General features: G+C 66.1%; 20 protein-coding genes. 17 read left to right on the top strand and 3 right to left on the bottom strand.

Going from position 1 to position 24,261, the window contains the following annotated elements; genetic code table 11:
- The first annotated feature begins 19 nt into the window (after window positions 1-19).
- The 15 genes from BIWAKO_RS25190 to eutC all read left to right on the top strand — a co-directional run bounded on the left by BIWAKO_RS25190 (window position 20) and on the right by eutC (window position 17,225).
- Window positions 20-952 (top strand): ABC transporter permease, encoded by a 933-nt coding sequence (locus BIWAKO_RS25190; RefSeq protein ID WP_069880985.1) that lies wholly within the window; start codon window positions 20-22, stop codon window positions 950-952.
- On the top strand, window positions 949-1,794 hold the full coding sequence (locus BIWAKO_RS25185) for an ABC transporter permease (protein ID WP_069880984.1): 846 nt from the start codon (window positions 949-951) through the stop codon (window positions 1,792-1,794). The genes BIWAKO_RS25190 and BIWAKO_RS25185 overlap by 4 nt, the downstream gene beginning before the upstream one ends.
- Before the next feature lie 65 nt (window positions 1,795-1,859).
- Window positions 1,860-3,359, top strand: coding sequence for a M81 family metallopeptidase (locus BIWAKO_RS25180; protein WP_069880983.1), 1,500 nt, complete (start codon window positions 1,860-1,862; stop codon window positions 3,357-3,359).
- 214 nt (window positions 3,360-3,573) lie between these two features.
- Complete coding sequence (locus BIWAKO_RS25175) at window positions 3,574-4,461, top strand: LysR family transcriptional regulator (RefSeq protein WP_069882770.1); 888 nt, start codon at window positions 3,574-3,576, stop codon at window positions 4,459-4,461.
- Window positions 4,462-4,615: 154 nt separating this feature from the next.
- Entirely contained in the window at window positions 4,616-5,422 is an 807-nt protein-coding gene (locus tag BIWAKO_RS25170; RefSeq protein ID WP_074471616.1) for a carbon-nitrogen hydrolase family protein, read from the top strand.
- Window positions 5,423-5,434: 12 nt separating this feature from the next.
- Complete coding sequence (locus BIWAKO_RS25165; protein WP_069880982.1) at window positions 5,435-6,103, top strand: RraA family protein; 669 nt, start codon at window positions 5,435-5,437, stop codon at window positions 6,101-6,103.
- Between the two features lie 146 nt (window positions 6,104-6,249).
- Window positions 6,250-7,230 (top strand): ABC transporter substrate-binding protein, encoded by a 981-nt coding sequence (locus BIWAKO_RS25160; protein WP_069882768.1) that lies wholly within the window; start codon window positions 6,250-6,252, stop codon window positions 7,228-7,230.
- A gap of 20 nt (window positions 7,231-7,250) precedes the next feature.
- A complete protein-coding gene (locus tag BIWAKO_RS25155) occupies window positions 7,251-8,333 on the top strand; it encodes an ABC transporter ATP-binding protein (protein ID WP_069882767.1) in 1,083 nt (360 codons plus the stop codon).
- Window positions 8,330-9,220, top strand: a complete 891-nt coding sequence (locus BIWAKO_RS25150) for an ABC transporter permease (RefSeq protein WP_069880981.1) — start codon at window positions 8,330-8,332, stop codon at window positions 9,218-9,220. Before BIWAKO_RS25155 ends, BIWAKO_RS25150 begins: the two co-directional genes overlap by 4 nt.
- A gap of 13 nt (window positions 9,221-9,233) precedes the next feature.
- Complete coding sequence (locus tag BIWAKO_RS25145) at window positions 9,234-10,028, top strand: ABC transporter permease (protein ID WP_069880980.1); 795 nt, start codon at window positions 9,234-9,236, stop codon at window positions 10,026-10,028.
- A 144-nt stretch (window positions 10,029-10,172) separates the two neighbouring features.
- Window positions 10,173-12,221, top strand: a complete 2,049-nt coding sequence (locus BIWAKO_RS25140) for a hydantoinase/oxoprolinase family protein (protein WP_069880979.1) — start codon at window positions 10,173-10,175, stop codon at window positions 12,219-12,221.
- Between the two features lie 11 nt (window positions 12,222-12,232).
- Complete coding sequence (locus BIWAKO_RS25135) at window positions 12,233-13,933, top strand: hydantoinase B/oxoprolinase family protein (protein WP_069880978.1); 1,701 nt, start codon at window positions 12,233-12,235, stop codon at window positions 13,931-13,933.
- On the top strand, window positions 13,930-14,961 hold the full coding sequence (locus BIWAKO_RS25130) for an Ldh family oxidoreductase (protein ID WP_069880977.1): 1,032 nt from the start codon (window positions 13,930-13,932) through the stop codon (window positions 14,959-14,961). Before BIWAKO_RS25135 ends, BIWAKO_RS25130 begins: the two co-directional genes overlap by 4 nt.
- Window positions 14,962-15,042: 81 nt before the next feature.
- A complete protein-coding gene (locus BIWAKO_RS25125; protein ID WP_069880976.1) occupies window positions 15,043-16,431 on the top strand; it encodes an ethanolamine ammonia-lyase subunit EutB in 1,389 nt (462 codons plus the stop codon).
- The gene (gene eutC / locus BIWAKO_RS25120; RefSeq protein ID WP_069880975.1) at window positions 16,428-17,225 is read left to right on the top strand and encodes an ethanolamine ammonia-lyase subunit EutC; all 798 of its coding nucleotides are present in this window, start codon (window positions 16,428-16,430) and stop codon (window positions 17,223-17,225) included. The genes BIWAKO_RS25125 and eutC overlap by 4 nt, the downstream gene beginning before the upstream one ends.
- 80 nt (window positions 17,226-17,305) lie before the next feature.
- Here eutC and BIWAKO_RS25115 read toward each other — a convergent pair whose 3' ends face one another.
- Window positions 17,306-18,934, bottom strand: a complete 1,629-nt coding sequence (locus tag BIWAKO_RS25115) for a GMC family oxidoreductase (RefSeq protein WP_069882766.1) — start codon at window positions 18,932-18,934, stop codon at window positions 17,306-17,308.
- 116 nt (window positions 18,935-19,050) lie between these two features.
- Entirely contained in the window at window positions 19,051-20,118 is a 1,068-nt protein-coding gene (locus BIWAKO_RS25110) for a GntR family transcriptional regulator (protein ID WP_084651791.1), read from the bottom strand.
- On the opposite strand from BIWAKO_RS25110, the gene BIWAKO_RS25105 reads away from it, so the two are divergent.
- Complete coding sequence (locus BIWAKO_RS25105) at window positions 20,101-21,177, top strand: C45 family autoproteolytic acyltransferase/hydolase (RefSeq protein ID WP_371332064.1); 1,077 nt, start codon at window positions 20,101-20,103, stop codon at window positions 21,175-21,177. The two genes, BIWAKO_RS25110 and BIWAKO_RS25105, sit on opposite strands and share 18 nt — an antisense overlap.
- Window positions 21,178-21,202: 25 nt before the next feature.
- A complete protein-coding gene (locus BIWAKO_RS25100; protein WP_069880972.1) occupies window positions 21,203-22,756 on the top strand; it encodes an ABC transporter substrate-binding protein in 1,554 nt (517 codons plus the stop codon).
- A gap of 113 nt (window positions 22,757-22,869) precedes the next feature.
- Here the strand turns inward: BIWAKO_RS25100 and aptA are convergent, their stop codons facing one another.
- Window positions 22,870-24,207 carry an omega-aminotransferase AptA gene (gene aptA, locus BIWAKO_RS25095; protein ID WP_069880971.1) on the bottom strand — a complete coding sequence of 446 codons (1,338 nt, stop codon included), beginning with the start codon at window positions 24,205-24,207 and terminating at the stop codon, window positions 22,870-22,872.
- Between the last annotated feature and the right edge of the window lie 54 nt (window positions 24,208-24,261).

Genomic DNA, 24,261 nt, shown 5'->3' with positions numbered 1-24,261 from the left:
TCGAGCGGGAGAGGGCGCCTTGCTTCAATTCGCGATCAAGCGACTGCTTCTGCTCGTGCCGGTTTTCCTGGCCGTGTCGCTGGTGATCTTCCTGATCATCCATCTCGTGCCGGGCGACCCGCTCGACCACATCATCCAGGTCGGGTCGTCGCCCGAGCAGCAGGCGCAGATGATTGCGCGATACGGGCTGGATCAGCCCCTCATTGCTCAATATCTGCGCTGGCTCGGCAAGGTCGTGACCGGCGACCTTGGTGATGCGATCGTGCTGCGCCAGCCGGTGGCGAAGCTGATCGCCGAGAACCTGCCGCACAGCCTTGCTCTCGGCGGGCTCGCCTTCCTGTTCTCCACCATCATCGGCATCACGGTCGGCGTGCTCGCCGCCTCCTTTCGCGACAGCCTGTTCGACCGGGCTGTGATGGGGCTGATCCTGCTCGGCTCGACCCTTCCGAGCTTCTGGCTCGGACTCCTGATGATCCTGATGTTCGCAGTCCAGTTCGAGTGGTTCCCGGTCTCCGGCGCGCGCAGCTGGGAGGCGCTCGTCCTGCCCGTGCTGACCATCGGCATCGGCGGCACTGCGCTGATCGCCCGCGTCACCCGGGCGGCGATGATCGAGACGGCCAATCGTGACTTCGTTCGCGTGCTCTACGCCAAGGGATTGCCGTTCTGGCGCATCCAGCTCCGCCATGTCCTGCAGCATGCGTTGATGCCGGTCGCCACCATTCTTGGCCTGCGCATCGGCTGGATTCTCGGCGGCGCGGTCACTGTCGAGTTCGTCTTCGCTCGGCCGGGACTGGGATCGCTGCTGATCACCGCGCTCGGCCAGCGCGATTACCCGCTCGTCCAGGGTTGCCTGCTGATGCTCGCCATCGCGGTGATGCTCGGCACGCTGCTCGGCGATCTTGTCCAGGCAGCCATGGATCCGCGGCTGCGCGAAGTGATGGGTACCCGATGAGCCGATCTTCGCTGCCTGCGCGGATCGCGCGTTCGCCACGGGGAGCGCTCAGCGCGCTCTTCCTCCTCGGGCTCGTGCTCTGCGCGCTGCTCGCCTACTGGATCGCCCCCTATGACTATGCGAGTCAGAATCTGAGCCTCGCCAATTCGCCGCCCTCGGCAGCCCACTGGCTCGGCACCGACGAGTTCGGACGCGACCTGCTCTCGCGCATCATCCAGGGCGCGCGCACCTCGCTCAGCGTCAGCGTGCTGTCGATCTCGCTCTCGGTCGCCGTCGGCGCATCGCTCGGCGCAGCCGCCGGTTATTTCGGCGGCGTCTTCGACCGGATCGTCACCGTCATCGTCGATCTGACCTGGTCATTCCCGGAAATCCTGCTGGCGCTGATCCTGATCGCCATTCTCGGTCCGGGTCTGCACAGCACGGCCATCGCGATCGGCATCGCCTATCTCGCCCAGTTCACGCGCCTGACGCGGGCGCAGGTGATGACCCTGAAGAACGAAGTCTTCATCGAGGCATCGATCAATATCGGCGCCAGCCCGGCGCGCATCCTGTTCTGTCATCTGTTGCCGAATGCGATCACTCCGGTGATCGTCGCGGGCATGCTGGCGACGGGCGATGCCATCGTTCTCGAGGCTACTCTCGGCTTTTTCGGCTTGGGCGCTCAGCCGCCCCTGCCGAGTTGGGGGGCGATGATGAGCTCCGGTACGGCGCAGATCTTCATCGCGCCCTGGATCATCATATTTCCCGGCCTCGTCATCGCGGCGACGGTCATCGCCATCAATCTGTTCGGCGATGCCCTGATCGAGGCGCTCGATATCCGCCGGCCGCTCCGGGACGGCTGAGGCCATGCCGTTCGCCGCTCTCTGTCCTTTCCCGATCCGCCAGAAGAAACGCACGAGGAAGCGCCATGTCCTTCACTGTCCTGACCGCCGAATTCTCGCATGAGAGCAATACGTTCAGCCGCAAGCCAGCCGATTACGCCGCCTTCGCGTCCCGCAATATCCAGCTTGGCGACGAGGCCGTTGCGGCCCGTAGCGAGGCGAACACGCCGATCGCCGGCTTCCTCGATATCGGTCGCCCCAATGGCTGGACGGTGATCCACACGATCAGCGCCTCGGCGCAGCCCTGCGGGCCGGTGACCCGCGATGCCTATGAGCGGATCGCCAGCGTCATCATCGAAGCCGCGAAGCAGAACAAGGACCGGCTGGACGGCATCCTGCTCGGCCTGCACGGCGCCATGGTCACCGAGTTCAACCAGGATGGCGAGGGCGAACTGCTGGAGCGTCTGCGCGCCGTGGTCGGGCCGGACCTGCCGATCGGCATCACGCTCGATCCGCATGCGAATGTCACCCCCAAGATGGCCGCGCTCGCCAACATCATCGTCGCTTACAAGACCTATCCGCATGTCGATGTCCGCGACTGCGCCAGGCAGGCCGCCGGTATTCTGCAGCGCGCCATGACCGGCGAAATCAGGCCGGTCACCATTCGCGCCCATCGCCCGATGCTCGAAGAGATCAATGGCGGGCGCACCGATATCGGGCCGATGGTCGAGCGTATCGCGCGGGCACGTGCCTATGAGCAGAAGCCCGATGTCTTCGCCGTCAGCGTCAACGGCGCCTTCGGCAATGCCGATATTGAGGAGGTTGGCCCGACCGTCCTGGTGACGGGGCAGGGGGATCTGTCCGCCCACCGCGCCTTCGCCGAGGAGCTTGTCCATGACATGTGGACGCGGCGCTTCGAGAGCGTGAACACCTATCTCACGGTCGAGGAGGCGGCCCGGCAGGCCAATGCCTTCGACGCCAAGGACGGCCCGCTGGTCATTGCCGATTACGCCGATAATCCGGGCGGCGGCGGCTATGGCGACTCGACTGAATTGCTGCGCGCCATGATCGCAGCCGACGTCCAGGATGCCTGCTTCGGCCCGATCATCGATCCGGAAGCCGCCGAGGAGCTGCATCGCCACACAGTCGGTGACCGCGTCTCGATCCGGCTCGGCGGCAAGACCGATCCGCGCGTCGGGGGCGCACCGCTAGCAATCGAAGGCACGCTTCTTCTGTTGAGCAATGGCGACTACGTCGGTGATGGGCCGATGCTCGGCGGGTTGAAGGGAAGCTGGGGCACGACTGCCGTGCTCCGTGTCGGAGGCATCGACATCCTCGTCGCCACCTTCCCGGCCCAGATGCTCGACCTGCAGCAGTTCCGCGCCTTCGGCATCGACCCGGTTGCGAAACGGGTGGTCGGGCTGAAATCCATGCAGCATTTCCGTGCCGCCTTCGAGCCCATCGCCGGCAAGGTCGTGGTCTGCGACAGCGGCGCGCTCTGCACCCCCGACCTCACCAAGCTGCCCTACAAGCATGTCCGCCGGCCGATCTTCCCGCTCGACCGCGACATGCAGCTCGCCGGCTGACCTGAGATAAGGGCACGGCGCCTCACTATCCCCGGAGCTGCGGTGAGCAACTCTGGGGCCAGCCGGCGCCCCGCCAGCCGCATCCCTGCGTGCCATCCCGCTACCGGGGCGCTATGGTCCGGCTGTATCGGTCTTCATGTCACGCGCATCGGTTGCTTGCCGGTTGCGCTCGCATGGTCGATGGGTGACCAAGGCGGATGAGGGCTGGCCCAACGTGAATCTGAAATTCCTGGAAACCTTCGTCTGGGTCGCAAGGCTGCGCAGCTTTTCCGTCGCTGCGGACAAGCTCTGCACCACGCAGGCGTCGGTCTCCAATCGCATCGCGACCCTGGAGCGCGATCTCGGCGTCCGCCTGTTCGAGCGCGACCTGCGCAATGTCAGCCTGACACCGCACGGCCAGCGCGCCCTGGCGCAGGCGGAAGCGATCGTGCGCATGGTCAATGACTTCCAGCGCACGATCGGCGACGCCAGCAATGAGCGCGGGACGGTGCTGATCGGCGCGATCGATTCCGTCGTCTATGCTTGGCTGCCGCGGCTGATCGAGCGCGTGAAGGAAGCCTATCCGAACGTCACGATCGACCTGAACGTCGACACCAGCCTGAACCTGGCGCGCCAGATCCAGGACGGTCAGATCGATCTCGGCCTGGTCATGGGGCCGGTCGTGGCTCCCCATATCCGCAATATCGAGCTCTGCACCTTCGAATGCCTCTGGATCGCCTCGCCGAAGCTGACTCTCAAGCCTGGCAGGCTCGCGATCGCCGATCTCGTCGACTATCCGATCTTTGCCTATTCAAAGGGCTCCCAGCCGCATCAGGCCGTGCTGCGGGTGATCGAAACGGCGGGAGTTGACCCCAGCGCGATCCGCATTTTCAACTCCAACTCGCTCGCCACCATCACGCGTCTGATCCGCGACGGCGTCGGCATCGCCGTGCTGCCGCGCGTCGTCGTGCAGGAGTTCCTCGAGACGGGCGATCTGCGTGTTCTCGATGTCGATGCGCGCTTGCCGCCGCTGAATTTTCACGCGGTTTTCGCCGATGATCCTGGCAACACGCTGCCAGCCCTGATCGCGGACATGGCCGTGGAGATTGCGGCCTCCAACTGACATTCCAGTCCCTGCCAGTCCCTGCCCAAGGAAGCGGCAGGGCATGGCGCTGACGTTCTCATAAGCAATTCTTGTCGAGGCGAACAAGAATTTCGCGTTTGCCGGGCCGGCTCGCGTTTGTTCTGCTGCAGCAACGCCTGCAGGGAGAACGCCGTTGAAAGTCTCGCTCATCCAGATGAACTCGCAGGACGACAAGTCCGCGAACCTCAAGACCGCCCGGGCCATGATCGAGAAGGTCGTCGCCGAGGATAATCCCGATCTCATCGTGCTGCCGGAATACTACGCCTTCCTGGACGGCAGTCCGGCGGCGATGCGCGAGAGCGCCGAGACCTTTCCGAACGGCGAGAGCTATCGCCTGATGTCGGGCCTCGCCGAGAAGCACGGCGTCACCATCCATGCCGGCAGCGTCTGCGAGCGCGACGGCGACGACTATTTCAATGCGACCCTCGTCTTCGGTCCCGATGGCAAGCAGATCGCGCATTACCGCAAGATCCACCTGTTCGATGTCGATGCTCCCGGCGGCTCGAGCTACCGTGAGTCCAACATGGTCTCGCGTGGCAAGGAGGTCGTGACCTACAAGGTCGGGGACGCCACGGTCGGCTGCGCCATCTGCTACGACATCCGGTTCCCGGAGCTCTTCCGCAAGCTGCGCGACGCCGGTTCCGATCTGATCGTCCTGCCCGCCGCCTTCACCCTGATGACCGGCAAGGACCATTGGGAGCTGCTGGCCCGCGCCCGTGCGGCCGAGACGCAGACCTGGTTCCTGGCGACCGGACAGACCGGCACCCATGCGCAGGGCAAGAACGCCTGCTACGGGCATTCGATGGTGATTAACCCCTGGGGCCATATCGCCGCCCAGGCTTCGGATGGTGTCGGCACCACGAGCGCCAGGCTCGATTTCGACTACACCGCCAAGGTCCGCGCCGCGGTCCCGGTCGCCAATCATCACGTCATCGGCTGACCGGAGCGCAGCATGTTCATCGTCAATCCCATGCCGGCGCAGATTCCGGCCAGCCTCGTTGCCTTGCTTGAGCAATGCGAAGTCGCGACTATCGGCCATGTCCTGCATTCAGGCTTCGTCGACCGCGAGATCCGCGCGGTGCTGCCGACCAAGCGCATCGCCGGAACGGCGGTCACCATCCGCATCCCGCACGCGGATTCGACCGCGTTGCACTACCTCACCAAGCTCGTCCGCCCGGGTGACGTGGTCGTGATCGACCGCTGCGGCGATACCAAGCATGCCTGCTGGGGCGGCGTCGTCACCCACGCCATGAAGAATGCCGGAGTGGCGGCCGGCGTCATCGACGGGCCGGCGACCGATTTCTCCGAGATCGTCAAGACCGACATGCCGATGTGGTGCCGCGGCCCATCGCCGATCACGACCAAGATCCTCGGCACCGAGGGCGCGATCAACGTCCCGGTCAGCGTCGGCGGCCAGACGATCGAGCCCGGCGATGCCGTGCTCTGCGACGAGAGCGGCATTGTCGTCCTCAAGGCCGCGACGGCTGAGGCCTATGCCCGTCGCGCCATCGAAATGCAGGAGCAGGAACTCGTGCTGCTCGAGCGCCTGCGCAACGGCGAGAAGCTGCCCGATATCTCGGGCGCCACCGCCATGGTCGAGGGCAAGCTCGCCAGGGCCTGATGTCCAGGCCCTGAATGTCCGACATGTCGAAGCGGGCGGCACAAAGCCGCTCGCACAACCATAAACAGAGGGGAAGTCGCATGAAGACATATGCCAAGATCGCGATCGGAGCCGGGCTCGCAACCGCACTCCTGTCAAGCACCGCCATGGCCCAGCAGACCGTGACGGTGATGGCCTATTCCGGTCTCTTCCAGGAGCGCTACACCAAGGCGGTGGTCGAGCCCTTCATGAAGGCCAATCCCGGCATCAAGGTCGAATATTTCCCGATGCCGAACTCGGCCCAGATGCTGGGCAACCTGCGCGCCCAGAAGGCCGCGCCGCAGGCCGATGTCGTGATCATGGACGTCTCGGTCTCGAAGGCTGCAACCGACGAGAAGCTGCTGACCAAGATCGACGAGAAGAACACCCCGAACGTCGCCGATCTCTACCCCAGCGCGCGCATTGCCGATGTCGACGGCGTCGCCGTGACCTTCGACAACCTCGTGCTGCTCTACAACACCGATACGGTGAAGGAGACGCCGAAATCCTGGATGGACCTCGCCGACAAGAAGTTCGCCGGCAAGGTCGCGATCCCCGGCATGCCTGACATCCAGGGCCTCTCGCTCGTTCTGATCACCGACAAGGCGCGCGGTGGCACCGACTACCTCAAGAATGTCGACAAGGGTATCGCCGCGCTCGGCGAGATTGCGCCCAACGTGCAGACCTGGGAGCCGAAGCCCGAGGTCTATGTCACGATCATCTCCGGCCAGGCGACGGTCGGCGCCGGTTGGAACGCCCGTGCGCAGGTGAACATCGACACCTCGAACGGCAAGCTCGGTGCGACCCTGCCGAAGGAAGGCAGCGTCTTCCAGATCAACACCATCAACCAGGTCGCCGGTGGCCCCGGCAAGGATGCCGGCGCGAAGTTCATCAACTACGCGCTCAGCCCCGAGGCGCAGAAGGCTTTCACGGAAGCGATGTTCTATGCGCCCACCAATGCCAAGGCGCAGATCTCGGACGCCGCGATCGCGCGGACCGCGGTGAAGTCGATGGACAAGGTCATTCCGGTGGACTGGATCGCGCTCGCCAAGGTCCGCGAGCCGATCATGGACCAGTGGCGCCGCAAGGTGATCCCGCTGAGCCGCTGAGCCAAAGGAGGATGTCGACCATGACCAGCCGAACCGATGCACCAGAGGGCTTCCTTTCGATCCGGAGCCTGACCAAGCGCTATGGCGACTTCGTCGCGGTCGACAATCTCGATCTCGAGGTGCCGAAGGGCGAGCTCGTCGCCTTCCTCGGCCCCTCGGGCTGCGGCAAGACGACTTCGCTGAGAATGATCGCGGGCCTCGTGCCCGCGACCTCCGGGCGGATCGTCGTCGGCGGCAGCGACCTGACCGAGGTCGCGACGCATCGCCGCGACATGGGCCTGGTTTTCCAGAGCTACGCGCTGTTCCCGCATATGAGCGTGGCGCGAAACGTCGCCTTCGGCCTCGAGATGCGCAAGGTCGACAAGGGCGAGATCGCCAAGCGGGTGAAGGAGGCGATCGCACTCGTCCATCTCACCGGCAAGGAGGAGCACAGGCCGGCCCAACTCTCCGGCGGCCAGCAACAGCGCGTGGCGCTGGCGCGTGCACTCGTCATCCGTCCCTCGATCCTCCTCCTCGACGAGCCGCTCTCCAATCTCGATGCCAAGCTCCGCGACGAGATGCGCAACGAGATCCGCGACATCCAGAAACGCCTCGGCATCACCGCGATCTTCGTGACGCATGACCAGGTCGAGGCACTGACCATGTGCGACAAGGTCGTGGTGATGAACCAGGGCCGGCTCGAACAACTCGGCACCCCGGTCGAACTCTATGAGACGCCGAAGACGGCCTTCGTCGCGAGCTTCGTCGGCCGCAGCAATCGCCTGACGGCGGTCGCCCGCAATGGCGCGGCCGAGTTCGCCGGCCAGCGCATCGCCGCTCCCGCCGGCCTCGAAGGACCGGTGCAGGTGATGATCCGTCCGCATCGCCTCGGGCTTTCGCCGGCCTCTCCTGCAGCCGCGGATCCCGCGCGCCAGCACGTCTCGGGCACCGTCGCCCGCGCGATCTTTGCCGGCGACATCCTGCAATATGACGTCGATGTCGGCGGCCAGATCGTCTCTGTCGAGCTCGCGACCCGCGGCGGCGAGAGCGTGATCGAGCCGGGCCGCCCGGTGACCCTGTCCTGGCGGCCGCAGGACATCTTCGTCTACGGAGCGGCAGCATGAGCGCCGTCGCGCCCGCCGCAGCGATGGCGGCCCCGATGCCGGCCGCGGAACGGAGCAGCGGCCTGCCGCTGGTCGTTCTTCTGCTCCTGCCGATCGCGCTCGTGAACGCATTCGGCTTCCTCGCGCCCGTCTTCAACCTCCTGCGCATGTCCTTCTACGAGTCGCAGGCGACGGGCGCGATGGTCGAGGTCTATACGCTCGCAACCTGGTTTTCGGTGCTGCGTGACAGCTTCTACGCCGAGCTCATTCTCAACAGCATCCTGGTCAGCCTCGGCATCACGCTGATGACGCTGGTCTGCTCCTATCCGATCGCGCTCTATCTCCATCGCTCCAGCGGCACATGGCGCACGATCCTGCTCGTGCTGGTGATCTCGCCGCTGCTGACCTCGGCGGTGGTGCGGACCTATGGCTGGGTCGCGATCCTCTCGGAGAACGGGCTCGTCAACAATGCGCTCGGTGCCATCGGCATCGCGCCGCTCAAATTGATGTTCAACAAGACCGGCGTGGTGATCGGGCTGACCGAGATCCTGATGCCCTACATGATCCTGGCGCTGCTGGCCGGCTTCGGCCGGCTCGATCCGCGTGTCGAGGAGGCCGCCTCAACGCTCGGTGCGCCACCCTGGAAGGTGTTTCGCCATATCGTCGTGCCGCTGACACTGCCCGGCATCGCGCTCGGCTCGCTGCTCTGCTTCGTGCTGGCCGTCTCGTCCTTCATCACACCGAAGCTGCTTGGTGGCGGCCGCGTCTTCCTGCTTGCGACCGAAATCTACGACCAGGCCATCGTGACGCTGAACTGGCCGCTCGCCGCGACGCTCTCGATCCTGGTGCTCGTCATCTTCGGCGGTGCGCTGGTGCTCTATACCCGCGCCCTGCGCGCCATCATGTGAGGGGGAGGACATCATGGACGAACGCCCGATTTCTCCCGCCCTGAAGATCCTCGCCGGTGCGATGTTCATCTTCCTGCTGGCGCCGCTGATCGTCGTCGTGCCGATCTCGTTCTCCGGCGACAGCTACATGATGTTCCCGCCTTCGAGCTGGAGCACCAAATGGTACCCGGCGATCTTCGCGGACGGGAAGATGGTCTCCGCCTTCTGGACGAGCCTGGCACTTGCCTTCGTGGTGACCGTGCTCAGCCTTCTGATCGGCCTCCCGGCGGCCTATGCGCTGGTCAGGCTCAAGCCACGCGGAGCGGAATTCCTGTCGAGCCTGTTCACCGCGCCGCTGCTGCTGCCGACGATCGTACTCGGCCTCGCGATCCTGATCGTGTTTTCCGGATATGGCCTGCTCGCGACCTTCCAGGGCCTCGTCGCAGCGCATCTCGTCGTGACCTTGCCCTATGCCATCCGTGTGCTCTCGACCGCTCTCGCCACCCTGCCGATCCCGGTCGAGGAAGCGGCTGCCACGCTCGGCGCCTCGCCACTGACGGTGTTTCGCCGCGTCACCCTGCCGATGATGCGCTCGGGCATTGTCGGCACCACGGCGCTCTGCTTCCTCGTCTCCTTCGACGAGGTCGTGCTCTCGCTCTTCATGACCGGCCCCCGCATCTCGACGCTGCCGGTTGCGATGTATCACCGCGTCGAACAGCAGGCCGATCCGCTGGTCGCGGCCTTGTCCGTACTGCTCGTCGTGCTCACGCTCGTCGTCGTTCTCGTTGTCGACCGGACCTCCGGCCTCGCCAAGACCTTCGTCAAATGACCATGTCTCGAACTGTCATGAAGTAGGCCGCCAGCCCGGCCGGATACTGAAGGCGGACGGGCAAAGCCCGCCGCCACGCCGCAACGCCCACTCTTCGAACCTGGCCTGCTCGCGGCGCGAGCGGGAACCCTGGAGCTTTGCCTGATGGAACAGGATATCCGCATCGCCGTCGACATCGGCGGCACCTTCACCGATATCGAGATCCTCGACGCCGGTACCGGCGCGATCCACCAGATCAAGACGCCGAGTACGCCGAAGGATCCGTCCGTCGGCCTCCTCACCGGCATCCGCCAAGCGTCGGATCGCTTCGGTTTCCCGCTGGCGGCAGTGCAATACCTGCTGCACGGTACCACGATCGCGACGAACGCCGTGCTGGAACGCAAGCTGCCGCTCGGGGCAGTGGTCACCACGGCTGGTTTCGAAGACGTGATGCAGATCGGCCGGCACGGCCGCAAGGACGTCTACGCGATCACCTTGGAGCAGCCGGAGCCGCTGGTTGCCCGCCGCTTCTGCTTCGGTGTCGAGGAGCGTGTCGGTGCGGATGGGCGGGTGATCGCGCCGCTCCAGGAGGAGGGGGTTCGCCGGATCGCGTCCGAACTCGCCGAGGCCGGCGTCAGGTCGGTCGCGGTCTGCCTGCTGCACGCCTATGCCAACCCTACCCATGAGCGGCGTGTTGGCGAGATCCTGTCCCACATGCTGCCGGGCGTCGCCATCTCGCTCGCCAGCGATATCTCGCCCGAGATCCGTGAATATGAGCGCATGTCGACCACGGCGCTGAACGCGCTGCTGGTGCCGATCGTCCAGAGCTATACCGACCGTCTCGCCGGGCGCCTCGCCGAGGAGGTGCCGCAGACGCAGGTCTATCTCGTCCAGTCCAATGGCGGCGTCTCCGGCCTCGCCAAGGCCGGGCGTGAGCCCGCCCGCCTGCTGCTCTCCGGCCCCAGCGGTGGTGCCGCAGCGGCCAGGCGCCTGTCGGCAGAACTCGGCGAGCCCAATCTCGTCGCGGTCGACATGGGTGGGACCTCCTTCGACGTCTCCGTGGTCCATGACGGCGTGGTCTCGATGGTCAATGAAGGGGAGGTCGATGGCCTGCCCGTACGGCTTCCGATGATCGAGATGCGCACCATCGGCGCGGGTGGCGGCTCGATCGCCTGGGTCGATGACGGCAATCGCCTGCGCATCGGCCCTCACAGCGCCGGCGCCGACCCCGGCCCGGCCTGCTACGGCAAGGGCGGCACTGCGCTGACCGTGACCGACGCCAATCTTCTGCTCGGCCGGCTCGACGGCAAGAGCTTCATGGGCGGGGCGATGCCGCTCGACCGCGAGGCCGCCCGTCGCGCTGCCGAGACCGTCGCAGCGCCGCTCGGGCTCTCCGTCGACAGGACCGCGGCCGGCGTCATCGACGTCGCGAATTCCGCGCTGGCCATGGCGATCCGGCTCTCGCTCTTCGAGAAGGGGCTCGACCCCGAGGATTTCGCCATGCTGTCCTTCGGCGGTGCCGGTGGTGTCCACGCCTGCGAGGTGGCAGAGGAACTCGGCATCCGCCGCGTCATCTTTCCGGCCCATGCCTCGACGCTCTCGGCCTGGGGCATCCTCTGGTCCGATATCGCCCATGACCTCAGCGCCACGCAGATCGGCCTGTTCGACGATCTCGCGCCTGGCTTGGGAGCGACCGCCTCCCGCCTGGTCACGGAGGCGGAAGCCCTGCTCGCCGAGGACGGTGTCGCGCCCGCCGCGCGCCGTTTCGAATGGGCCGTCGACCTGCGTTATGCCGGGCAGGCCTTCGACCTGCGCGTACCACTGGACGAGGCCGATTTCTCGGCAGCAGGCGTCGCCAGGGCGAGCGCTGCCTTCCACGCCCTGCACAAGCAGCGCTTCTCCTATGACGAGCCGGAAGTGCCGGTCGAGATCGTCGCGCTACGGCTGAAAGCCGTCGGCGCGCTGGCCAAGCCCGTGCCGGCGCGCCAGGCCGCCGGCTCCGCGAAACCGGCCGTACAATCGCGCCCGGTCCATGGCCGGGGAGCGGCGGTCGACACCCCGGTCTGGGAGCGCGATGCGATCGGCACCACCGATCCCGTCAGCGGCCCGGCCGTCGTCGAAGAGCCCTACACCTCGATCTACCTGCCGGCCGGCTGGAGCATCGTCACCCATTCCGCCGGCGCCCTGATCGCCGACCGCATCACCGCGCAGTGAGGCCCGACACCATGAGCGATACTTTCAAGGGCATCGACCCCGTCCGCCTCGAAGTCATCCGCAATGCTCTGGTCGCTGCGGCCGAAGAAATGAGCATCACGATCTGGCGCACCAGCCGCTCGACCGTGGTTCGCGAAATCCTGGATTTCTCGACCGCCGTCTTCGATGCGCAAGGCAGCAACATCGCCCAGTCCGCGCGCATCCCGGTGCACCTGAACTCGATGTCCGACTGCCTGCGCACCATCCTCGACCGCTTCATACCACTCGACCAGTGGAACGACGGCGATGTCATCGTCACCAATGATCCCTATTCCGGCGGCCAGCATCTGCCTGATATCCAGACCTTCCGGCCGGTCTTCGTCGATGGCGAGCGGGTCGGCATCGTCGGCACGCTCTGCCACCATGTCGATGTCGGCGGCGGTGCGGCCGGCAGTTACTATGCCAACGCGACGGAAGTCTTCCAGGAAGGCATCCGCATCCCGCCGCTGCGCCTCGTCGACAGAGGCGTGCTCAACACCGGCGTCTTCGAGATGCTGCTGCACAACGTGCGCCAACCCGACGAAACGCGCGGCGACCTGAATGCGCAGATCGCCGCGCTCGGCATCGGCGAGCGGGCCGTGGCGCGCATGGCGCGCAAATACGGCTCCGCCTCGCTCGCGGCCGCGATGTCGGCCATCCTCGACGGCTCCGAGCGCATGGTGCGCGCCGCGCTGAAGGCGCTTCCCGACAGCGAATCCTCCTTCGTCGAACTGGTCGATGACGATGGCCAGTCGGAAGAGCCGATCCGGCTTGTGGTGAAGATCATCAAGCGCGGCGAGACCATCACGCTCGATTTCGAGGGGTCGAGCCCGCAGGTGAAAGGGCCGGTCAACAACACCCCCGCCATGACCTGCTCCGCCGTCTACTACGCACTGCTGGCAGCACTTGGCGGCGAGATCCCGGCCAATTCCGGCTGCTATCGCGCCGTCACCGTGAATCTGCCGGAAGGCAGCGTGGTCAATGCGGTCTTCCCGGCGCCGGTGGCCGGCCGCATGGTCGTCAACCATCGCATCGCCACCGCCGTCTTCGGGGCGCTGGCGCAGATCATGCCGGAGCGCATCCCGGCTGCCTATTACGCGATCTCCTATGTCTACGCCCTGCAGACGACCAACCCGAATGGCAAGCGCCAGGTCTATTTCGACATCGAGGTCGGCGGCTGGGGCGGACATGCCAGGGGCGACGGCGCGAGCGCGCTCTCCTGCGGCCTGCACAACAACACCAATGCCCCGATCGAGATGGTCGAGGCCAAATACCCGGTGACCTTCACCCGATATGGGCTCATTCCCGATTCCGGAGGCGCCGGCGAGTTCCGCGGTGGCTTGGGCCTCGTGCGGGAATGGCGGCTGGATGCAGCCGAGGGCTCGCTCTCGACCAATTTCGAGCGCTTCCGGCATGCGCCCTATGGCATCGGCGGCGGCGAGCCCGGTTCGCTCAGCCGCACCACCGTGACGCGCGCGGACGGCTCGAAAATCCCGCTGCAATCGAAGGTCTCGGGCGTCCCGCTGAAGGCCGGCGACACCGTCACCATCGAGACCTCCGGCGGCGGTGGCTTCGGCGATCCGGCGCGGCGCGATCCGAAGCGCCTCGCCAAGGACCTCGCCGACGGGCTGGTGACGCCGCACGCCGCATCCCGGGTCTACTGCGCTGAACAGGACAAGGAGGAGGCGGCATGAACACGCAGAGTTCCGCCGACGGCGTTCACCTGACGCTTGCTCAGGTCGAGGCGCTGACACGGCGCGTGCTGCTCGCCTGCGGGGTCGATCCGCGCAACGAAGCGCCGATCACGGCTTCCGTCGTCGCGGCGGAGGCAGAGGGCGTGCACAGCCACGGCCTCGCGCGCCTGCCGACCTATTGCGAGCACGCCCGCGTCAGCAAGATCGACGGCAAGGCGCGCCCGGTGCTCGATAGTCCGAAGCCGGGCCTGGTCCGCGTCGATGCCAAGGCGGGCTTTGCCCATCCGGCGATCGATTTCGGCCTGCCGGCCTTGTGCGAGGCGGCAAAGGCACAGGGCATCGCCGCGCTCGCCGTCACCAACTCCTACAATTGCGGCGTGGTCGGCTACCATGTCGAGCGTATCGCCCAGAACGGGCTGCTGGCGCTGGCCTTCGTCAATGCGCCGGCCTCGATCGCGCCAGCGGGCGGCGCGAGGCCGGTGTTCGGCACCAATCCAATCGCCTTTGCGGTGCCGCGTGCGGGGCGCGAGCCGCTGGTGCTCGACCAATCCTCCAGCGTCGTCGCCAAGAGCGAGATCGTGGTCCACCAGCAACGCGGCGAGGCAATCCCCCTCGGCTGGGCCCTCGACAGCGACGGCAACCCGACGACCGATCCCAAGGCAGCGCTCGCCGGCGGTTCGATGGTCCCGTCCGGCGGCTACAAGGGCGCGGGCCTCGCCCTGATCGTCGAGGTCTTCGCAGCCTGGCTGACCGGTGCCTGTCTCTCGATTGATGCGTCCTCCTTCGCCGATAATCTCGGCGGCTCCCCACGCACCGGCCAGTTCTTCATCGCGATCGACCCTGGCGAACTGGCGGGCGAGGGCGCTTCGTCCCGCCTCGAGCGCCTGTTCGATGCGGTGGCCGGTCAGCCCGGCGCCCGCCTGCCGGGCGAGCGGCGGGCCGCCGCCCGTGCCCGAACGGCGACCGGGGGCATCACCATCTCGCGCAAGCTCTTCGACACGATCGAGGCCTACGCCAGACCGGCATAGGCCCTGCATGGGAGCGGCGCGGCTTGCGCTCCGACGCGGCCGCTCCCACACTCGTTCGGGCATGATCCGGGGGACAGGTTGATGACATACCGCGTCACGGTCGGAGGGCATGTCCATGTCTTTGCCGATCTGAAGCAATTGATGGCGAAGGCGACGCCGCTGCGTTCCGGCGACATGCTGGCCGGCATCGCCGCCGCCAGCATGGAAGAGAATATGGCGGCGAAGATCGCGCTCGCCGACCTGCCCTTGCGGACCTTCCTCAACGAGGCGCTGGTGCCCTACGAGGAGGACGAGGTCACCCGCCTGATCCTCGATACGCATGATGCGGCCGCCTTCGCTCCGATCGCGTCGCAGACAGTCGGCGAGTTCCGTGACTGGCTCTGCTCGGAAAGGGCGACGCCGGAGGTCCTGGCCGCCATCGCGCCGGGTGTGACACCGGAAATGGCGGCGGCCGTCTCCAAGCTGATGCGCAACCAGGACCTCATCCTCGTTGCCCGCAAATGCCGGGTCGTCACGAGCTTCCGTGACACGATCGGCCTGCCCGGCACAATGGCGGTGCGCCTCCAGCCGAACCATCCGACCGACGATGCCGCCGGCATCCTCGCCTCCACGATCGACGGGCTGCTCTATGGCTGCGGCGATGCCGTGATCGGCATCAACCCGGCGTCCGATTCCCTGCCGGTGCTCGGTGATCTCGTCCGCCTGCTCGACGAGTTGATCCACCGCTTCGACATTCCCACGCAAAGCTGCGTGCTGACGCATGTCACCAGCGCGATCGCGCTGATCGGGCAGGGCGCGCCGGTCGATCTCGTCTTCCAATCCGTCGCCGGCACGCAGAAGGCCAATGAATCCTTCGGCATTTCGCTGTCCGTGCTCCAGGAAGGTCTGGAGGCCGGGCGTTCGCTGAGGCGCGGCACAATCGGCGACAACGTGATGTATTTCGAGACCGGGCAGGGGTCGGCACTCTCCGCCGACGCCCATCACGGCGTCGACCAGCAGACGTTGGAGGCGCGGGCCTATGCCGTCTGCCGGCCCTTCGAGCCACTGCTGGTGAACACCGTCGTCGGCTTCATCGGCCCGGAATATCTCTATGACGGGAAGCAGATCATCCGTGCCGGGCTGGAGGATCATTTCTGCGGCAAGCTGATGGGCGTGCCGCTCGGATGCGACGTCTGCTACACCAACCATGCCGAGGCCGATCAGGACGACATGGACACGCTCTTGACCCTGCTCGGCACGGCCGGGGTCAATTTCGTCATGGGTGTGCCCGGTGCCGACGACGTCATGCTGAATTACCAGTCCACCTCCTTCCACGACCAGCTCTATGTCCGCGACGTGCTCGGGCTGCGGCGCGCGCCCGAGTTCGAGGCCTGGCTGCGACGCATGGACATCACGGATGAATCCGGGCGGTTGAGCAGCGGGCGGGGTGGGCAGGCTTTGCTGGCAGCCATGCAGGAGCAGGCAGCGTGAGCGGTGACGACACGCTCCCGGCCGACGAGCGCTGGGCCGCGCTGACGCGGCTGACGCCGGCCCGCATTGCGCTCGGCCGCGCGGGTGCTTCCTTGCCGACGCGCGAGGTGCTGCGCTTCGGCCTCGCCCATGCGCAGGCACGCGACGCGGTTCATATCCCGTTCCGCCCCGAAGAGGTCGCGGCCGAACTCGCAGCGCTCTCGCTGGAGACGGTGCAGGTTGAGAGCGCCGCCCCCTCGCGCGATCTCTATCTGCGGCGACCCGACCTCGGGCGGCGTCTCTCTCCCGAGGCGCAGGCGGTGCTGCAGGCCCGACGCGGTGTCTTCGATCTCGCCTTCGTCGTCGCCGATGGCCTGTCCTCGACAGCAGTCCAGCAGAATGCGGCGCCGCTCGTCGCCGCGATGCTGCCGTTGCTGCAGCGCCAGGGGCTGACACTCGCGCCGGTCGTGATTGCGAGTCAGGCACGCGTCGCGCTGGGCGACGAGGCGGCTGAGACACTGGGCGCGCGCCTCGTCGCGGTGCTGATCGGCGAGCGACCCGGCCTGTCTTCGCCGGACTCGCTTGGCGCCTATCTCACCTTCGCGCCGCGGCGCGGCCTCAGCGATGCCACGCGCAACTGCGTCTCGAACATCCGCCCGGGCGGGCTTTCCTTCGAACACGCGGCCTTCAAGCTCGCCTGGTTTATGCGGGAAGCTCTCAGGCGTTCGCTGACAGGCGTCGAACTCAAGGACGAGAGCGAGCGTGCATTGGAGGCGGGTGAGACGGCGACCCGGCCTTCGATCACGACGGGATGAACCTGCCGGCACCTGGCCCCGCGACGGGCCGCGGATAAGACGCGGCCAAGCGGTCAGCAGGCTCCCGCTTGGCGTGGAGGTCAACGCCCTCGCGCGTCGTCCCGGATCATCTGGGCGCCTTTTTCCGCGATCATCATCGTCGGGGCGGCCGTATTGCCCGAGGTGATGCGCGGCATGGCCGAAGCGTCGATGACGCGCAGGCCCTCGACACCGCGCAGGCGCAGGCGTTCGTCGAGCACGGCGCCGGCATCGTCGTCTCGTCCCATTCGGGCCGTGCCTGCCGGGTGGAAGATCGTGGTTCCGAGCCGGCCTGCCGCCTCCAGCAACTCCGCATCCGACGTCACCGAAGGACCAGGCACGTGTTCCTGGGGCTTGAACCGTGCGAGCGGCTGCTGCGCGACGATGCGGCGCGCGAGCTTCAGCGCATCGACCGCGACCTGCTTGTCCTCATCCGTTGCGAGATAGTTCGGCGAGATCGCAGGAGCGTCGCTCGCGTCGGGGCTCTTCAGATGGACGCTGCCACGGCTCGAAGGTCGCAAGTTGCAGACACTGGCGGTGAAGGCGCCGAACGGGTGCAGCCCGTCGCCCCATTTGTCGAGCGAAAGCGGCTGAAAATGGAATTCGAGATTGGCCGTGGCGTAGTCAGCCGAAGATTTGGCGAAGGCCCCCACCTGCGACGGCGCCATGGTCAGCGGCCCGGTGCGCAGCGCCGCGTATTCCAGCGCCATCAGCGGCCTGCGCCAGAGTTTGGCATAGTCGCTGTTGAGCGTGCGCACACCCTCCACCTTGTAGACGGGCCTGATCTGCAAATGGTCCTGAAGGTTCTCGCCGACGCCCGGTAGATGACGCCGCGTCTCGATACCCAGAGCCTGGAGCCGTTCACCGTCGCCGATGCCAGACCGCTCGAGAATGGCGGGTGAGCCGACCGCTCCGGCGCTCAGCACGACCTCGCCGCTCGACTCCACGCGCAGCTTTTCGCCCTGATGGATGAATTCGACCGCGCGGGCACGGCCCTCCTCGATGATGATGCGCTCGACCAGCACATGGGTTTCCAGCCGGATATTCTCGCGGCCCAGAGCCGGAACCAGGAAGGCGCGATAGGAGCTCACCCGCCGACCGCGCTTCTGGTTGACCTGGAAATAGGCCGACCCTTCATTGTCGCCGGTGTTGAAATCATCGATCTTGGCGATTCCTGCCGCCTGTGCCGCGTCACGGACGGCATCGAGAATGGCCCAGCGCACGCGCGGGTTCTCGACGCGCCATTCCCCGCCGGAGCGATGCAATCCGCCGGCTGGCGGCGCGATATGGTCTTCGTGCTTCAGGAAATAGGGCAGTACGTCGTCCCAGCTCCAGCCCTGCAGACCAAGTTGCCGCCAGCCGTCATAATCGGCGGCCTGACCGCGCATATAGATCATCGCGTTGATCGCCGAACAGCCGCCGACGACCTTGCCACGCGGATAGGCGAGCGCCCGGCCGCCCAAACCCGCCTGCGGTTCGGTCTGGAACAACCAGTCGGCACGTGGATTGCCGATCGCGTAGAGATAGCCGACCGGGACGTGGAACCAGATCCAGTCGTCCATGCCGCCGGCTTCCAGCACGAGCACGCGCTTGGACCGATCGGCCGAGAGCCGGTTCGCGAGCAGGCAGCCCGCCGACCCCGCACCGATCACGACATAGTCGAAGGTGCCGATATTCCTGCGATCAGACATGGCATCCTGCTGGCAAAGGAGAGGCATGGGCTTTGCCGCCTTTCGGGAGCGGCGCCCGAACCATCGGGAAGACCGGAGGAAAAGCCAAGCCCCGGGGCAAGGGCGCGCATGCGTCTTTAGTTCTGATTGTGCCAGTCCTGTGCTGCCTGGCTCAGATGGGCCGAGAGCAGGGCGACGGCACGCGGGCGATCCCCCGCTGCCAGAGCGTCGAGGATGGCGAGATGATCCTCGCAGGACTGTTTGATCTGCTCGGGCGTCAATTGCGGGAAGTCGACGAATTGATGCATGCGCCGCAGCGCATTCTGGCGCTTGACCGCCTGCAGGAAGAAGCGGTTGCGTGACCATGAGGCGAGCGTCTCATGGAATTCGGCATTCACCTGGAACCACATGTCCGGCGCGATCTCGGAGGCGGGCTTGCGCATCAGCGCCTCATGCGCATTGCGCATCCGCTCCAGCACGGTCGCATCGATGCGGTAATCGGGCTGGCTGAGAGCCGCTGTCTCGACGGCCTCGCGGAAGGCATAGCTTTCGAGGATGGCCTGCGGGTTATCGAGGCTTTCCGAGAACTGCCAGCCATGACCGCGCTGGCGCTGGACGATTCCTTCCGCCGAGAGGCGCAGCAAGGCGCGCCGCAGATCGCCACGCGATGCGCCGAAATGCGCGAGCAAGGCGTTCTCCGTCACCGATGGCGGAATCAGACCCGCGGCGCGGTCGTTCAGGATCTTCCGGTAGAGTTCCTTGCCGCCGGCAGCATCATTGCTGCATTCCGCAATGACCGCGGCATCGATCGGGCGGTTGAGCTTGAAGCCCGAGCCGAGTTCCCGCCGCAGGATGCCGCGTTCGCTGAGATCGATCAGGGCGCGGCGCACCGGCGTTCGTGAAACGCCGAGACGAGTGGCCAGTGGCTTTTCCCCGACCGGGGCATCGACCGCCCATCCTTCGTCCCGGCCGAGCCGCAGGATGTCACCAATGATTTCGCGATGCAGTCCGCTCGACACGTGGGCGTCTCCGAAGCTTCCCTTTCTTGCCATTGACAATAAGGTTTGGCGATGGTCCAGTGTATATAATTGCAATAAAAAACACAGAGCCTGTGGATGATTGCACCATTTCCCTTCGTCTCGGTATCTGGGTCGCCTTACGAACGAGGGCGGCAGCATGGTCTGGCGGTGACGGATCGCGTGCATCGCAGCGCACGCTTCTATGCCGGACAACTCGACAGGCTCGGATCGAAGCCAGGTGAACGTGAAGCGCTGATCGCCGAGTTCAGCCGGGGAATTGCTGCCTTCGACGAGGGCTATCTCGAGGAAATGCGCGGCATCGCCGACGGGGCCGGCCTCGACCTCTCCGCGATCATCATGATCAATGCACGGACCGAGATCGTCGCCAAGGCGCGCCTGCTCGCTTCGCGCCCTATTGATGAGGATGATGAGGACGAGGAGAAGATGGCTGATGGCTGCACCGGCGCCATCATCCTGCCGGAGCGAAGCTGGAGCGGAGGCATTATCCAGGGCCAGAACTGGGACTGGCAGCCGGAATGCGCGGAAACCGCGATCGTGTTGCGCGTGCACCGGCAGGATGGGCCCGACCTGCTCACTTTCGTCGAGGCGGGCGGCCTCGGTCGTCACGGCATGAACGAAGCCGGCATCTGCGTGACCGGCAACTATCTACGCAGTGATCGCGACTACCGCCAGGAAGGCGTTCCGCTCGCCTTGGTGCGCCGCAAGGCACTGGAGCAGGAGCACCTGGCACTGGCGATGAAAGTGGTGGCGACCACGCCGAAGGCCTGCTCGACCAATATGATGCTGAGCCAGGACCGGGGCTTTGCCATCGACCTCGAATGCGCCCCGGACGAGGCGTTTCCGGTCTATCCGGAAGACGGGCTCATCGTGCACGCGAATCACTGGATCAGTCCGGTCGCGCTTGCCAAGCTGCGCGATACCGGCTTCGGCTCACCCGACAGTCACTACCGCGACTGGCGTGTCAGGCGATTGTTGACCGAGCCGCAGCGCTTCCTGACGCGGGAGGATCTGAAGGCCGCGCTCTTCGACGATTTCCTGTCGCCCTATTCCGTCTGTCGCCCGCCACGGGCCGGAACGACCGGTGATTTGACGGCGAGCGTCGCGATGATCGTGATGGAGCCAGGGCTCGGCATCATGGAGGTGGCGCCGCTGCCCGCGCTCAACCGACACTTCACCCGCTACAGCCTTTCCGGCGATCCGGTCGCCGTCGCGGCTGCGGCCTGACACGGGGATTGGGAGGTCCTTGCTCATGAGACGTGCTTCACGAACGCGCATTGCGACGGTGGCGCTGCTCGCGGCACTGTCGAGTGCTCCGGTGGCGGCGCAAACCCTGACCATCGCCCTCAGGGCCGATATTCGCGGCACGAATCCAGGCGTCAATCGCGACGACGACAGCGACGCGGTGACCCTCCACATGGTCGAAGGACTGGTCGCCTATCGCGAAGGCGGCACCGTCGGCCCCATGCTGGCGGAGAAGGTGGAAACCTCACCGGATGGGTTGAGCTACACCTTCGAACTGCGCAAGGGACTGACCTTCCATAACGGTGCGCCGCTGACCGCCGCGGACGTCGTCTGGAGTTGGCAGCGCTATATGGACCCGAAGACGGAGTGGCGTTGCCTTGCCGATTTCGACGGCCGCAGCGGGCTCAAGGTCGAAGCGGTCGAAGCCGTGTCGCCAACCACCGTGCGTATGCGCATCAACGAGCCCAACGCGCTCTTCCTGTTCTCGCTGGCGCGCACCGATTGCGGCAGCGCCGCGGTGCTTCACAGGGATTCGCTGAATCCTGACGGGTCGTGGAAGGCACCGGTGGGAACCGGGCCCTTCAAGTTCGGCGAGTGGCGGCGCGGTCAGCAGATCAGCCTGACGCGCTTTGATGGCTACCAGTCGCTGCCCGGCGGCCTCGATGGCTTTGCCGGCAGCAAGCGGCCGCTCGTTCCGGAGGTCAGGTTCCTGGTCGTCCCGGATGCAGCCTCGGTGAAGGCCGGCCTGATCGCAGGCCAGATCGACATTGCCGAAGTGCTGGGCTCCGATGTCGCCGAGCTGAAGAAGGCTCCCGGCATTACGGTCCAGACCGCGACCACGGCAGCGCGCCATGCACTGCTCTTCCAGACCAATGACCCGGTCTTCAGGACGCCAGCGATGCGCCAGGCGCTTGCAGCGGCCATCGATTTCAGCCAGCTCGTCGCGATCGTCTCCGATCACGGCGTGCAGCCGAACAATTCCACCATCCACGCCAAGTCGGCCTATCACAGCGACGTGCAGAACCTCTCGCACGGCTACGATCCAGCGCGTGCGAAGAAGCTTCTCACCGAGGCCGGCTACAAGGGCGAGCGGCTGAAGATCACCACCAATAACCGTAAATCGGCGCCAAGCTTCAACATCGCAGTCGTGCTGCAGTCGATGTTCCAGGCCGTCGGCGTCAACTCGGACATCGATGTCGTGGAGTGGGCGACCCATATGGATCGCTTCCTCAAGGGCAATTACCAGCTGATGGTGCATTCCTACTCGGCGCGGCTCGACCCGGCGCTGAGCTTCGAGCATTTCACCGGGCCGAAGGCGGACCAGCCGCGCAAGGTCTGGGATGATCCCGCCGTGATCGCGCTGCTCGACAAGGCCTCGAAGATCGAGAGCCCGGCCGAGCGTCAGAAGATCTTCGACGAACTGCACAAGCGGATGATCGACGACGTGCCGCTGGTGATGCTGTTCAACTCGATCGAAGCCTGGGCCTCGACGGCGCGCGTCTCCGGCTTCGTGCCGTGGGAGTCGCGCGCACGGGCCTGGGAGGTTGCGATCAAGTCCTGAAGAGCCGCGGCACTGGATCGTCTGACCGGATCTCGTATCCGGCCCGGCGATCCAGCGTTCTGTCCCGGCGGCGGCTTTCCCGAAAACCGCAATCCATCCTTCGGGTCGATGGCTCAGTCGATGCTGAGCAGGGCCGTCGCGATGGTCGCGAAGACCAGGTCGATCTCGCCTTCCGAGACGATGAGCGGCGGCGACAGCACGATCGTGTCCCCCGACCCGCGCACCAGCACGCCGGCCTCGTAGCAGGCCTTGGCGCAGGCAGCCCCGCGCGCGCCGGGCTGCCCTGGCCGCGGTGTCAGCTCCACGGCGCCGAGCAGGCCGATGCTGCGGATGTCGGCAACATGCGGGGAGCCCTTGAGCGCCAGCGCACGCTCCTGCCAATGCGTGCTGGTCGCCTTCGCGCGCGCCACGATGCCCTGTTCGGCGAAGACATCGAGCGTGGCGAGCCCAGCGGCGCAAGCGAGCGGGTGAGCCGAATAGGTATAGCCGTGGAACAGCTCGATCACCTCGGGCGGGCCGGCCATGAAGGCATCATAGACCGCGTTCGAGACGATGACGCCGCCCATCGGTACTGCGCCATTGGTCATGCCCTTGGCGCAGGTGATGAGGTCGGGCGTCACGCCGAATGCCTGCGCCGCGAATGGGGTGCCGAGGCGCCCAAAGCCCGTGATGACCTCGTCGAAGATCAGGAGCACACCATGCTTGTCGCAGATCGCGCGCAGGCGCTCGAGATAACCCTTCGGCGGCGGATAGACGCCGCCCGAGCCGGTGACCGGCTCGACGATGACGGCAGCGACGCTGGCCGGGTCGTTCATCTCGAGCACGCGTTCAAGTTCCTCGGCATAGGCCGCGCCGGCGTCCGGCTGGCCGCGCGAGAATGCCATGCCGGCATCATAGGGCAGGGCGAAATGGGCGACCTCGGGCAGCAGCGGGCCAAAGCCGCGCTTGTGCCGGCCGAGGCCTGCCACGGACAGCCCGCCAAAGCCCATGCCGTGATAGCCCTTGGCCCGACCGATCAGCTTGGTGCGGCGCGCATCGCCGCGCGCATGGTGATAGGCGCGTGCGATCTTGAGCGCGGTATCGACAGCCTCGGAGCCGGAATTGACGAAGAAGACGTGATCGAGCCCCTCGGGCGCGAAATCGCACAGCCGTGCCGCATAGGTCTGCGCGGACGGATGGCTCATCTTGAACGAAGAGACGAAGTCGAGGCGCCCCGCCGCCTCGCGGATCGCCTCGACGATGCGCTGCTGGCCATGGCCGGCATTGACGCACCAGAGGCCTGCCATCGCGTCGAGAACCTGGCGCCCCTCGGGAGTGAAGTAGTTCATGCCCTCGGCGCGCTCGAACAGCATCGGCTCCTGCTTGAAGCCGCGCATCGGCGTGAACGGCATCCAGAAGGCGTCCGGAGCGTTGCTGCGGTCGGTTTCGCTGTGAAGGGCAGTGGCTGACATGAAGCGATCCTCAGGCGGGGGGCGATCCCGTCACGGGCGCGCCATTAGCGAGAG

This window comes from Bosea sp. BIWAKO-01, assembly GCF_001748145.1.
Classification (GTDB): Bacteria; Pseudomonadota; Alphaproteobacteria; order Rhizobiales; family Beijerinckiaceae; genus Allobosea.
The sequence above is the reverse complement of the archived record's forward strand: the minus strand, read 5'-3'. Positions and strand labels throughout refer to the sequence as shown.

Bases quoted from the DNA above. Each gene is read 5' to 3' on its own strand.
- BIWAKO_RS25180 (WP_069880983.1), top strand. From the start codon at position 1,860: ATGTCCTTCACTGTCCTGACCGCCGAATTCTCGCATGAGAGCAATACG.
- BIWAKO_RS25125 (WP_069880976.1), top strand. From the start codon at position 15,043: ATGACATACCGCGTCACGGTCGGAGGGCATGTCCATGTCTTTGCCGAT.
- BIWAKO_RS25165 (WP_069880982.1), top strand. From the start codon at position 5,435: ATGTTCATCGTCAATCCCATGCCGGCGCAGATTCCGGCCAGCCTCGTT.
- aptA (WP_069880971.1), bottom strand. From the start codon at position 24,207: ATGTCAGCCACTGCCCTTCACAGCGAAACCGACCGCAGCAACGCTCCG.
- BIWAKO_RS25130 (WP_069880977.1), top strand. From the start codon at position 13,930: ATGAACACGCAGAGTTCCGCCGACGGCGTTCACCTGACGCTTGCTCAG.
- BIWAKO_RS25140 (WP_069880979.1), top strand. From the start codon at position 10,173: ATGGAACAGGATATCCGCATCGCCGTCGACATCGGCGGCACCTTCACC.
- BIWAKO_RS25185 (WP_069880984.1), top strand. From the start codon at position 949: ATGAGCCGATCTTCGCTGCCTGCGCGGATCGCGCGTTCGCCACGGGGA.
- BIWAKO_RS25145 (WP_069880980.1), top strand. From the start codon at position 9,234: ATGGACGAACGCCCGATTTCTCCCGCCCTGAAGATCCTCGCCGGTGCG.
- BIWAKO_RS25110 (WP_084651791.1), bottom strand. From the start codon at position 20,118: ATGCACGCGATCCGTCACCGCCAGACCATGCTGCCGCCCTCGTTCGTA.
- BIWAKO_RS25160 (WP_069882768.1), top strand. From the start codon at position 6,250: ATGGCCCAGCAGACCGTGACGGTGATGGCCTATTCCGGTCTCTTCCAG.
- BIWAKO_RS25100 (WP_069880972.1), top strand. From the start codon at position 21,203: ATGAGACGTGCTTCACGAACGCGCATTGCGACGGTGGCGCTGCTCGCG.
- BIWAKO_RS25155 (WP_069882767.1), top strand. From the start codon at position 7,251: ATGACCAGCCGAACCGATGCACCAGAGGGCTTCCTTTCGATCCGGAGC.
- BIWAKO_RS25115 (WP_069882766.1), bottom strand. From the start codon at position 18,934: ATGTCTGATCGCAGGAATATCGGCACCTTCGACTATGTCGTGATCGGT.
- BIWAKO_RS25135 (WP_069880978.1), top strand. From the start codon at position 12,233: ATGAGCGATACTTTCAAGGGCATCGACCCCGTCCGCCTCGAAGTCATC.
- BIWAKO_RS25150 (WP_069880981.1), top strand. From the start codon at position 8,330: ATGAGCGCCGTCGCGCCCGCCGCAGCGATGGCGGCCCCGATGCCGGCC.